This is a genomic window from Phenylobacterium sp., from assembly GCF_046590535.1.
In the GTDB taxonomy this organism is placed as follows: Bacteria; Pseudomonadota; Alphaproteobacteria; order Caulobacterales; family Caulobacteraceae; genus Phenylobacterium.
In genome coordinates, this window is sequence record NZ_JBKJTG010000122.1 from 1 (window position 1) to 10,280 (window position 10,280).

Sequence of the window (10,280 nt, forward strand, 5' to 3'; positions counted from 1 at the left end):
CCCGCTTCGTCGCCGGACTGGACGGCCACGCCGCCGCCTCGGGCGACCCCAGTTCGGTGACGGCCGAGAGCGTGTTCCGCGGCGTGCGGCTGTGCGTGCGGCGGGCGCTGAACCGGGAGCTGGACGGGGTCACTGTCGCCATCCAGGGGGTGGGCCATGTGGGCGCCTTCCTAGCCGACAAGCTGCATGCGGCCGGGGCCCGGCTCTACATCACCGACGTCAACGCCGAGGCCCTGAAGGCCGTGGCGGACCGCACGGGGGCGATGGTGGTGTCGCCCAGCGAGATTTTCGACGTGCCCGCCGAGGTGTTCGCGCCTTGCGCCCTGGGCGGCGCGCTCAACGCCGAGACCCTGCCCCGACTGTCGGCCCGCATCGTCGCCGGCGGCGCCAATAACCAGCTGGCCTCGAGGGAGATCGGCAAGGCGCTGTTCGACCGGGGCGTCCTCTACGCGCCGGACTATGTGATCAACGGCGGCGGCATCATCAATGTGGCTGGCGAGATCCGCGCGCTGGACCGCGGCGAGGCCTTCGACCCGGCCTGGGTGGAGGCCAGGCTCGCCCGACTGATGGTGACCCTGGAAGAGGTGCTTGACCGCTCCCACCAGGAGAGCCGCCCCACCCACGAGGTGGCCAACCAACTGGCCAGCGCCCGCATCGCCGGCGCGGCGGAGAAGAGGGCCGCCTAGGGCCACCCATCGGCGCGCGCCGTATTTCCGGACGCCTAGTTCGCCGCCAGCCGGGCGGTGCGCGGCTCCTTGACCAGCACCAGCAGGATCAGCGCCGCGGCGACCAGGAAGCCGATCGAACAGCCGAACACCACCTGGTAGCCCAGGGCCTCGGCCATCACTCCGCCGATCAGCGGGCCAGCGGTCGCGGTGATGCTCTCGGCCGTGGCGGAGACGGCAATTCGCATCGGCAGTTCGTCGCGGGAGCCGAATTCCAGAACCATGGTCTGGGCGGCCATCATGTAGCCGGAGAGCGAGGCGCCCAGCGCGGCGAAGGCCACGAACACCGCAGTGATGTCATGGACGTTCATCAGGGCCACCGTGGCCCCAATCCAGGCGACCAGGGACAGCAGCAACACCAGCCGAAAGCCAGCCTTGTCGCCCAGGTAGCCCCAGACCAGGTTGGCCAGCGTGTCGGCGCCCAGGAAGGCCAGGGTGAGCAGGCCCAGCGTCGCCCCGGTCATCTCGATATTGGCCGAGACGTAGAGAATGTAGAACGGCGTGGCGATCCTGGCCGAGGTGGCCAGCATCTGCACCACCAGGAAGAAGCCGTAGTGGCGGTCCTGAGCGATCAGGCGGGGGAAGTCGCGCAGGCGGTCGCGGAACCGGCCCTGGGCCCGGGTGGTGGGCGGCTCCGGCTCCTTCAGCAGCCCCTGCAGGGCCCACAGCCCCAGACTGGTGAGCACGAAGGCCAGCACGAAGGTCGCCGAATAGCCGTTTCCGAACAGGTTCGGGCCGATCAGGTACTTGCCGGCGAAATAGGCCAAGGCCGCGGCGATCACTCCGCCGGTGGCGTTGCGCCAGGCCTGCAGGCGGCCCCGCCGGCTAATCGGGATCACCTTGGCCATCAGCATGCTGAAGACCACCCGCTGGGCGCCCATGAAGAGGCCGAACATGAACATGAAGAACAGCAGCGCCACCACCAGCGACTGGTCCTTCAGGAGCCAGCCGGAGATGGCCATGCCGAGGATCGCCAGCCGGGCCAGGCCGCCCATCCACAGGGCCGCCGGCATCACCTTGGTGCGGTGTTCGATCTTGGTGGCGCCGAAAATGGGCGAGATCACCCCGCCGATCTGCTGCAGCGCCAGCCCCAGGCCCACGATCAGGTTGGAGCCGGAGATCATGTGCAGGTAGGCCGGCAGGAAAGTGGGCGCATTGACCAGGCGGAAGCCGGTCATTCCCAGCATGCCGTGCAGGTAATTGCCGAGGTAGTTGCGCCTCAGGTTATCCCAGACGAACTTCTCGTAGGCCGCTTCCCGCGCCGGGAGGTCGTCGCCGTCAGGCGCGGCGTCGGGGCCGTCGTTCTTGGCGTCCAAATCTCAAATCGCCGCGCTGCGTCGGCCATCGGCCGGGGAGGCGGCTCCCTGCTGAATACGGATCGATGCAATACCGACGGGTCTAACAGAGTCCGCGCCGCGGGCTCAACCGTTCCGCGCGGTGACGATCCAAGTGGCGCTGGCGAGCTGGAGTTGGCCGTCCTTCATGTTCGCGGCGATGGCCTCGCGCACCGAAGCCTCCACAGCGTCGCGCGCCTGGGGGTTGTCGCGCATGAGCATGCCCAGGGGACCCACGCGCAGCGCGGTGCGTACGGCGCTCTCCAGGTCGTTGCCGCCGACCATGGCGTCGTGCGGGCGGATCTCGATCTGCGAGAAGCCGGCGGCCTCCAGGATGCCGCGCACGCGCCCGGCGTCGGCGAAGGCGAAGGGACCGGGCGCTCCGGGAGTGGGCGGCTCCGGCGGCGGCAGGTGCGCCAGGCCGGCGGCCAGGGGCACGGTCATCCACGGGTTCTCCATCATCGTGCGCCAGCAGACGAAGGCCAAGCGACCGCCCGGCTTCAGCGCGCGGCGGATGTTGGCGAAGGCGGCGGGGGGATCGGCGAAGAACATCACGCCGAAGCGCGAGAAGGCGGCGTCGAAGGCCGCGGGGTCGAAGGGGTGGGCCTGGGCGTCGGCCTCCAGGAAGCGCGCGCGGGCGGCGCCCGCCTCGGCGGCGCGGCGCTGGGCCGCCGCCAGCAGGGCGCGCGAGATATCCACGCCAAGCACCAAGCCCTCGGCGCCGACCCGCCGGGCCAGGGCGAGCGTCGTCTGGCCGGAGCCGCAGCCGATGTCGAGGAGACGCTCGCCGGCGGCGGGCGCGAGGAACTCCATCACTGTCTCGCCCAGGCCCTCAAGCTGCCGGTCGAGCTCGGCCTGCAAGGAAGCCCAGGTCTGGCCGGCCTTGTCGTTCCAGTAGGCGATCTGGTCGGCGTTGGCGGTATCGGACATGCCGCCAGCTTGGCCACAGAACGGGGGTCGGGCCTAGAGGCGGCGGTACTCGATCCGCGAGCCGTCCTCGAGCTTGCCCTTCAGCGATAGCCACTGGCCGGCGTCGTCGTAGACGTTGTCGATCTCGGTGTCGCCGCGGATCGCCCACTGGTTCGCCCCCACCTTGCTGGCGCGGACCTTCAGCAGCTTGCCGTCCTGGGGGTTGAACAGCGGCCCTGCGAACACCTTGGGGTTCCAGTGGGTGAGCGGTGCGGCCCCGGCGGGCGCGGTGAGCTTGCCGGCCGAGGCGTCGATGGCGACGCCGCCGGCGCCCGCCCGGGCGCTGACCCGCTGCTTCTTGCCGTTGCCGTCGGTGGTGGTCTCCAGGCTGGCGAACCGGCCCGCGGCCCACCGCTCGGTGGCGTTGTGCCGGTAGCGATAGACCGGCACCGGCCCAAGCTTCACGGTCATGGCGACCTGGGTGGTGGCGGTGATGTCGTCGCCGTCCCCAGAAAAGCTCATCCGGTGCTCGCCGACCTTCGCGCCGTTGCGGAACACCGCGAACGTCAGGCTCCGCGGCGCGGCCAGGGCGACGCCCGAAATCATGGGCAGGAGCAGGCCGCCGGCGATCACGGCGCGGCGGGAGAGGGCAAAGGCTTGCAGCATGGGTGAACCGGGCTTGTGTCAGACCCTGCGGTTACGAGAACAATCCAGCGTTGGACGCAAGGCCAGCCTCCTCTCCCCCGACACGCAGGGCGCGAGGAGGATTTGCGTTCATGACTCAGGCGGCGGCGGGGATCGACTCGGCGGGGCGCACGTCTACGTGAACGGTGAGCCGGCTTTCGCCGCCGTCGCCATAGATCGCGCCGGTGACCGGGGCGGCCTCGGCGGGGGTGCGGGTGACCGCCACCGGGATCAGATCGGAACTCTCGGCGATGGCGTTGGTGGGGTCGAACTCGGTCCAGCCCAGGTCGGGCAGGAACACCTCGCACCAGGCGTGGGTGGCGCCGGCGCCGCGGATGCCGCTGTGCTCGGGGCAATAGAGGTAGCCAGTGACGAAGCGGGCCGCGTAGCCCACCCGGCGAAGCGCCTCGACCATCAGCCAGGCGAAGTCGCGGCAGGTGCCGCTGCCCAGCGCCACGGTGTGGGACGGATCCTGGGCGGCGCCCAAGTCGCGGCTCTGGTAGTCGAAGCCGTCGTGGATGGCGGTGTTGAGGCGCAGCAGGAAATCCAGCGCCGGCTCATCGGGACGGCCGACCTGGCCCCGCAGCCATTGCAGCAGCACCCCGTCGCGGTCCTCGCTCACCGGCTCGATGAAGGGAGACAGCACGGCGCGGTCGGTGTGGTCGTAGACGATCGGGGTGGCGGTCTGCGGGTCGCGCACGGGCACCGGCGAAAGCGGCGCGGGATAGCGCTCGATGGTGAGTTCGCTGACGATCGACAGGCTGGAAGCCTCGCCCCGCGGGGTGAACCAGCACACCGAGTTGCCCAGGGCGTCGTAGAGCCAGCGGGTGGCGCCCGGCGGGGACAGGGTGAGGGCCGCCCGCACGATACGGATGGCGTGGCTATCCCGGGGCCGCACGAGAAGGCGATGCGGCGCGAAGCCCACCGGCCGCTCGTAGGTGTAACGGGTCTCGTGGCGGATGATGAGCCGGGCCATGGCACCCGGAACCGTCTGACGGCGGCACGGTTCCGCTTTCGCCGCCCTCGACAGAACAAATCAAGAACACTAGAACCATCTTATGGCCCAACTCGATCTGAAGCGGAAACTGGCGATCCTTTCGGACGCCGCGAAGTACGACGCCTCCTGCGCCTCGTCGGGCACCTCGAGGCGGGACTCCCGGGGCGGCAGGGGCGTCGGCTCTACCGAGGGATCGGGCATCTGCCACGCCTATGCGCCGGATGGGCGCTGCATCAGCCTGCTCAAGATCCTGCTGACCAATTTCTGCGTCTACGACTGCGCCTATTGCGTGAACCGGGTGTCCTCGAACACACCGCGCGCACGGTTCACCGCGGCGGAGGTGGTTGACCTGACGCTAGGCTTCTACAAGCGCAACTACATCGAGGGGCTGTTCCTCTCGTCCGGCATCATCCGCAACGCGGATTACACCATGGAGGAGATGGTCCGGGTGGCGAAGGCGCTGCGCCTGGACCACGACTTTCGCGGCTACATCCACCTGAAGGTGATCCCCGAGGCCTCGCCGGCTTTGGTGAACGAAGCCGCGCTATACGCCGACCGCGTGTCGATCAACATCGAACTGCCCCGCGACGCCAGCCTAGCCAGCCTGGCTCCCGAAAAGAACGTGGCCAGCATCAAGAAGGCCATGGGCGCGGTGCGCCTGGGGGTCGACGCGGGCAAGGAGAAGGGCCGCAAGACGAAGCCGCCCAAGTTCGCTCCGGCCGGACAGTCCACCCAGCTGATCGTCGGCGCGGACGCAGCCAGCGACGGAGAGATTCTCAAGCGCAGCGAAAGCCTCTACGGCGCCTACCGGCTGCGGCGGGTCTATTATTCCGCCTTCTCGCCGATCCCGGATTCCAGCAGCCGGCTGCCGCTGGCCAGGCCGCCGTTGATCCGCGAACACCGGCTCTATCAGGCCGACTGGCTGATGCGGTTCTACGGCTTCGCCCGCGAGGAGATCATCGGTGAGGCCGACGACCTGGACCTGGCCGTGGATCCCAAGCTCGCCTGGGCGCTGAGGAACCGCGGCGAGTTCCCCGTGGACGTGAACACCGCCGATCGCGAGCGGCTGCTGCGGGTGCCGGGCCTGGGTGTCAAGGCGGTCAACCGCATCCTGGGGGTGCGGCGCTACAAGGCCATGACCCTGGAGGACGTGCGCCGGCTGACCCGCGGGGTGGAGAAGCTGAAGCCCTTCCTGGTCACCGCCGACTGGAGCCCCGGCGCGCTCACCGACAAGGCCGACCTGCGCGCCCTGCTGACGCAGCCCGCTGAACAGCTGAGCCTATTCTGATGCAGGTGGTACGGCTGGCCCACGAGACCGACTTCGACGGCTGGCGCGAGGCGGCGCGGCGGCTGCGCACCGGCGGCGTGGCGCCGGAGACCGCGCTGTGGACCATCGATGGGGCGGGCGACCTGTTCGCCGAGGCCATGCCCGCAGCGCCCGCAGCCGCGCCAGCCTTCACCGTGCCCAAGGGGTTCGTGGAACTGGCCGACCGGGTGATCCTGCACCGTTCCGATGAGCGGTTCGCGTTGCTCTACCGGCTGCTGTGGCGCCTGCAGGGTGAGCCGAACCTGTTGCGTATCCTCTCCGATCCGGACGTGGTCAAGGCCCGCGACCTAGCCAAGAACGTCAGCCGCGCGGCGCATAAGATGAAGGCCTTCGTCCGGTTTCGGCTGGTGATCGACCCGGCGGAACCGGAAACCTATGTGGCCTGGTTTGAGCCGGCCCACCGGGTGACCGAGGCCACCGCGCCCTTCTTCGCCCGCCGCTTCGCCAATGTGCGGTTCTCGATCCTGACCCCCGACGCCTGCGCCCACTGGGACACCAAGGGACTGACCTTCACCCCGGGCGCCGACCCGGCGGACGCGCCCCGGGAGGACACCCTGGAGGACTATTGGCGCACCTACTACGCCTCGATCTTCAACCCGGCCCGGCTGAAGGTCGCAGCCATGCAGAAGGAGATGCCCAAGCGCTATTGGCGCAACCTGCCGGAAGCCGGGCTGATCCCCGAGTTGATCGCCCGCGCCGAGGCCCGCACCCAGGAGATGGTTGGCCAAGCCGCCTCAGAACCCACCCGCCGCGTGGTCCGCTCCGCCTTGCGCGCCAGCCGCGACGCCCCGTTCGACGGCCAGGCGCCAACCACCCTGGAGGAGGTGGCCGCTGGGGTGCAGGTCTGCCGCCGCTGCGACCTGTGGCGCGACGCGACCCAGGGCGTGCCGGGCGAAGGGCCAGCCCGCGCCCGCCTGATGTTCGTGGGCGAGCAGCCGGGGGACCAGGAAGACTTGGCCGGGCGGCCCTTCGTGGGACCCGCGGGACAGATGTTCGACCGGGCGCTGGCGGAGGCCGGCGTGCCGCGGGCGCAGACCTTCGTCACCAATGCGGTGAAGCACTTCAAGCACGAGCTGCGCGGCAAGCGGCGGCTGCACAAGACCCCTGGCACCGGCGAGGTCACCGCCTGCCGCTGGTGGCTGGACGCCGAGCGCAGGATCGTGCGGCCCCGGGTGATCGTGGCCCTGGGCGCCACCGCGGGGCTGGCGGTGTTCGGCAGGCCCACCCCCATCGGCCAGTTCCGCCAGCAGTCCCTGCAGCTCTCCGACCAAGCCCAGGGCGTGGTCACCTATCACCCGTCCTACCTGCTGCGCCTGCCCGATCCGGCGGCGAAGGCCAGGGCCTATGCGCTGTTCGTGGAGGACCTGAGGTTTGCCTGGGGGCTGGCGGCCTGAGCCACCGTCACCGCGGTCGTGCTAGGCTGGGGTTCATCACCGGGAGCGCCCCATGCGAAGCCTCTGGATTCTCGCCCTGGCCAGCCTCGCCGGCGCCTGCGGGCCGCTGATGGAGGGCCAGGTCAAGCGGGTGGACAACCTGCGCCTCCAGGACGCCGTCAGCGGCTATGAGACCGCCCGCAAAGGCGGCGACCTCTTGGACATGTGCGTCAAGGCCAAGCTGGTGCGCATCGCCTATGCCGACGCCCGCGACACGGGCAACAGCGCCGCCTGGACCGCCCGCGAGGCGGAGGACTGCCGGTTGGCCATGGTGGCCCTGGGTGCGGTCAGGCCGCCGGCGCCTTGACCCGGCGAACCCAGGCCCCGATCCCGTAGGCGGCCCCCAGCGCCATCATCGCGATCCCATAGACCAAAAAGGCGACGCGGTACGAGCCGGCCTGGGCCACCAAGCCAAAGCCCAAGATCAGCACCGTGGTGGCGCACTGGGTCACGAACCCCTTCACCGAGGCCACGGTGGCCCGGGTCTCGCCCACCAGGGCGTGCTGGAAGCGGGCGTCGGCGTTGACGTCCACCACCCAGTAGAGACCGACAAAAATGACCGGCAGGACGATCGACCATAAGGTGAAGGTGGCCGCGGCCACTGCGAGGCTGAGACCCGCGACCGCGATCAGGCCATACAGCACGGGCGCGGCGGCGGCGTGCATCCGGTGCGCCAGCATGGCGGCGACCGCCCCGGCCGCGGCCAGGGCGGCGATGAACAGGGCGACGGCCGGAAGCGGCAGCCCGACTTCGCGGGCAAACAGCTGCCAGTAGTCGGCGCAAGCCAGGGTGATGGCTTGGATGCCGGAGATGAAGACCATCAGAGGCAGTACGCCGGGCAGGCGCACGGCGTCGGCCGCGCCGCGGCGAAGATGGGCGAGATAGCTGCTGCGCCGGGTCACCGCCGCCTTGGGAGCGCTGGGCAGGGTCAGGGCCATGCCAGCGGCGGCGATCCCCGCGGCAAGGCTGGCCGCCACCAATGCCGGATAGCCCACCCAGGCTGACACGGCCGCCGCGGCCAGGGAGGCGGCCACTACGCCGCTGAAGCGCGCCGCCTGGGTGCGGCCGATCATCCGGGCGTAGTCGTCTTCACGGCCTGCGGCGGCAAGTTCGTCGTAGACCAGCGCCTCGAATGTCCCCGAGACGGCGGCGCTCTTCACGCCCCACAGAACCAGGCCCAGCAGGAAACCCCAGAAGGACGGAAACGCGATCCACAGCACGAACCCCACCGCGCGGACCAGTTGGGCGGCGAACAACAGCCAGCGTCGCGAGACGCGGTCGGCTAGCACGCCGGAAGGGATCTCCAGCACCAGGCCGGTCACCGACCAGGCCGCCAGCGCCACGCCAATCTGCGCCGGGTTCAGTCCGCGCTCGGCGAACATCACCGTGTAGAACGGGACGATCAGCAGGAAGGTGTCGAGGAAGCGGAATGCGCAGGCCTTCAGAACCAGCCCGCGCATGGGGCGACTAGGCGACGAAGCCGGCCTCGGCGAAATCGAGCATGCGCTTGAGCAGGCCCTGGACGTCGCCCTCACGGGTCGCGCCGCCCGACAGGTGGTGCAGCCGGTCGAACTCCGCGAAGCGGTTGTTGTGCACCATGCCCAGCACGAAGTGCAGCCGCCAGTAGACCTCCTCGCGGGGTAGTTCGGGCCTAGCGGCGATCAGCGCCTCGGCGAAGCGCGCCAGGTGGGAGACGTCGTTCTGCAGCACCTCGCGCATCTGGGCGGTGCCCTCCGAGCGGGCGCGGATGATGAACTGCACCGAGATGCCGCGTTCGTGGTCGGGGGCCGCCCAGCGCAGCGGGGGGGCGAAATAGGCCTCCAGGATGTCGCGCACGGGCGGCGCGCCGCCGTGGCGGTCGTTGGCCTCGTGCAGCATGCGGGCCCGCTCGCGGTTCAGCTCCGCCGTGCGCCGGCGGAAGATCTCGAACAGCAGGGCGTCCTTTGACCCGAAGTGATAGTTCACCGAGGCGAGGTTGACGCCGGCGTCGGCGGTGATGTCGCGCACCGAGACGTTCTGGAAGCCGTGCAGGGCGAACAGGCGCTCGGCCGCGTTGAACACGGCGGCCTTGGTCGCGGCCTGCGCCTCTTCGGTCTCAGGCGGGTCGGTCAGCCGGGGATCGGTCATGCGAATCCCTTATCACTGCGGCGACACTAGGCGCTCCGGGACTGTCCGCAAACGTCGCGGTTCTACCGGGCCAGTTCCTTCATCGCCTTGTCGAGGCCGGTCAGGGTCAGCGGGTACATCCGGTCGTTGACCAGCTGCTTCATGACGCCGACCGAAGGGGTGTAGTCCCAGTGGCGCTCGGCGGTCGGGTTGAGCCAGATGGTGTGCTCGTAGATCTGCGCCACCCGGTCCATCCAGACTGCGCCGGCCTCCTCGTTCCAGTGTTCCACCGAGCCGCCGGGATAGGTGATCTCGTAGGGGCTCATGGTGGCGTCGCCCACGAAGATCACCTTGTAGTCGTGCGGGAACTTGTGGAGCACGTCCCAGGTGGACAGCTTCTCGGCGTGGCGCCGGCGGTTGTCCTTCCAGACGGTCTCGTAGAGGCAGTTGTGGAAGTAGTAGAACTCCATGTTCTTGAACTCGGAGCGGGCTGCGGAGAACAGCTCCTCACAGACCTTGATGTGGCTGTCCATCGAACCGCCGATGTCGAAGAAAATCAGCACGCTGATCTTGTTGCGGCGCTCCGGGCGCATCTGGATGTCCAGGTAACCCTTCTCGGCGGTGCCCTTGATGGTGCCTTTCATGTCGAGTTCGTCGGGATGCCCGTCCCGCACCCACTTGCGTAGGCGACGCAGGGCCACCTTGATGTTGCGGGTGCCCAGCTCGACGCTGTCGTCGAGGTTCTTGTACTCCCGCTTATCCCAG

Annotated in this window: 10 protein-coding genes and 1 pseudogene; 4 read left to right on the forward strand and 7 right to left on the reverse strand. The window is 69.4% G+C overall.

Translation table 11 applies throughout. From position 1 onward, the window contains the following. Positions 1-686: Glu/Leu/Phe/Val dehydrogenase family protein (locus tag ACLL81_RS07360; protein WP_411287698.1), on the forward strand; the 686-nt coding region annotated here is incomplete at its 5' end. A gap of 35 nt (positions 687-721) precedes the next feature. On the opposite strand, the gene ACLL81_RS07365 is transcribed toward ACLL81_RS07360, so the two are convergent. From ACLL81_RS07365 to ACLL81_RS07380, 4 genes are all read right to left on the reverse strand, one after another. After that, positions 722-2,041 (reverse strand): MFS transporter, encoded by a 1,320-nt coding sequence (locus ACLL81_RS07365; RefSeq protein ID WP_411287699.1) that lies wholly within the window; start codon positions 2,039-2,041, stop codon positions 722-724. A gap of 105 nt (positions 2,042-2,146) precedes the next feature. Continuing rightward, positions 2,147-2,989 (reverse strand): class I SAM-dependent methyltransferase, encoded by an 843-nt coding sequence (locus tag ACLL81_RS07370; RefSeq protein WP_411287700.1) that lies wholly within the window; start codon positions 2,987-2,989, stop codon positions 2,147-2,149. 33 nt (positions 2,990-3,022) lie between these two features. Further along, a complete protein-coding gene (locus ACLL81_RS07375) occupies positions 3,023-3,634 on the reverse strand; it encodes a DUF6134 family protein (protein ID WP_411287701.1) in 612 nt (203 codons plus the stop codon). Positions 3,635-3,749: 115 nt separating this feature from the next. Further along, positions 3,750-4,628, reverse strand: a complete 879-nt coding sequence (locus ACLL81_RS07380; protein WP_411287702.1) for a transglutaminase family protein — start codon at positions 4,626-4,628, stop codon at positions 3,750-3,752. Positions 4,629-4,710: 82 nt separating this feature from the next. Here ACLL81_RS07380 and ACLL81_RS07385 point away from each other — a divergent pair, with 82 nt between their 5' ends. The 3 genes from ACLL81_RS07385 to ACLL81_RS07395 are packed head-to-tail and all read left to right on the forward strand — an operon-like array spanning position 4,711 to position 7,716. Beyond that, positions 4,711-5,937: a putative DNA modification/repair radical SAM protein gene (locus ACLL81_RS07385; protein ID WP_411287703.1), complete on the forward strand. Its 1,227-nt coding sequence runs from the start codon at positions 4,711-4,713 to the stop codon at positions 5,935-5,937. Further along, positions 5,937-7,370, forward strand: a complete 1,434-nt coding sequence (locus ACLL81_RS07390) for a UdgX family uracil-DNA binding protein (protein ID WP_411287704.1) — start codon at positions 5,937-5,939, stop codon at positions 7,368-7,370. Before ACLL81_RS07385 ends, ACLL81_RS07390 begins: the two co-directional genes overlap by 1 nt. A gap of 52 nt (positions 7,371-7,422) precedes the next feature. Then, positions 7,423-7,716 carry a hypothetical protein gene (locus ACLL81_RS07395; protein WP_411287705.1) on the forward strand — a complete coding sequence of 98 codons (294 nt, stop codon included), beginning with the start codon at positions 7,423-7,425 and terminating at the stop codon, positions 7,714-7,716. Here ACLL81_RS07395 and ACLL81_RS07400 read toward each other — a convergent pair. The 3 genes and pseudogenes from ACLL81_RS07400 to ACLL81_RS07410 all read right to left on the reverse strand — a co-directional run. Next, positions 7,697-8,869 carry an MFS transporter gene (locus ACLL81_RS07400; protein ID WP_411287706.1) on the reverse strand — a complete coding sequence of 391 codons (1,173 nt, stop codon included), beginning with the start codon at positions 8,867-8,869 and terminating at the stop codon, positions 7,697-7,699. The genes ACLL81_RS07395 and ACLL81_RS07400 overlap by 20 nt on opposite strands. A 7-nt stretch (positions 8,870-8,876) precedes the next feature. After that, a complete protein-coding gene (locus tag ACLL81_RS07405; protein ID WP_411287707.1) occupies positions 8,877-9,536 on the reverse strand; it encodes a TetR/AcrR family transcriptional regulator in 660 nt (219 codons plus the stop codon). Positions 9,537-9,598: 62 nt separating this feature from the next. Continuing rightward, a pseudogene (locus tag ACLL81_RS07410) lies at positions 9,599-10,280 on the reverse strand (VWA domain-containing protein); the annotation flags it as partial.

What these genes read in the sequence shown, in the direction of transcription:
- ACLL81_RS07400 (WP_411287706.1), bottom strand. Translation starts at nt 8,869, where the DNA reads ATGCGCGGGCTGGTTCTGAAGGCCTGCGCATTCCGCTTCCTCGACACC.
- ACLL81_RS07375 (WP_411287701.1), bottom strand. Translation starts at nt 3,634, where the DNA reads ATGCTGCAAGCCTTTGCCCTCTCCCGCCGCGCCGTGATCGCCGGCGGC.
- ACLL81_RS07395 (WP_411287705.1), top strand. Translation starts at nt 7,423, where the DNA reads ATGCGAAGCCTCTGGATTCTCGCCCTGGCCAGCCTCGCCGGCGCCTGC.
- ACLL81_RS07385 (WP_411287703.1), top strand. Translation starts at nt 4,711, where the DNA reads ATGGCCCAACTCGATCTGAAGCGGAAACTGGCGATCCTTTCGGACGCC.
- ACLL81_RS07370 (WP_411287700.1), bottom strand. Translation starts at nt 2,989, where the DNA reads ATGTCCGATACCGCCAACGCCGACCAGATCGCCTACTGGAACGACAAG.
- ACLL81_RS07380 (WP_411287702.1), bottom strand. Translation starts at nt 4,628, where the DNA reads ATGGCCCGGCTCATCATCCGCCACGAGACCCGTTACACCTACGAGCGG.
- ACLL81_RS07405 (WP_411287707.1), bottom strand. Translation starts at nt 9,536, where the DNA reads ATGACCGATCCCCGGCTGACCGACCCGCCTGAGACCGAAGAGGCGCAG.
- ACLL81_RS07390 (WP_411287704.1), top strand. Translation starts at nt 5,937, where the DNA reads ATGCAGGTGGTACGGCTGGCCCACGAGACCGACTTCGACGGCTGGCGC.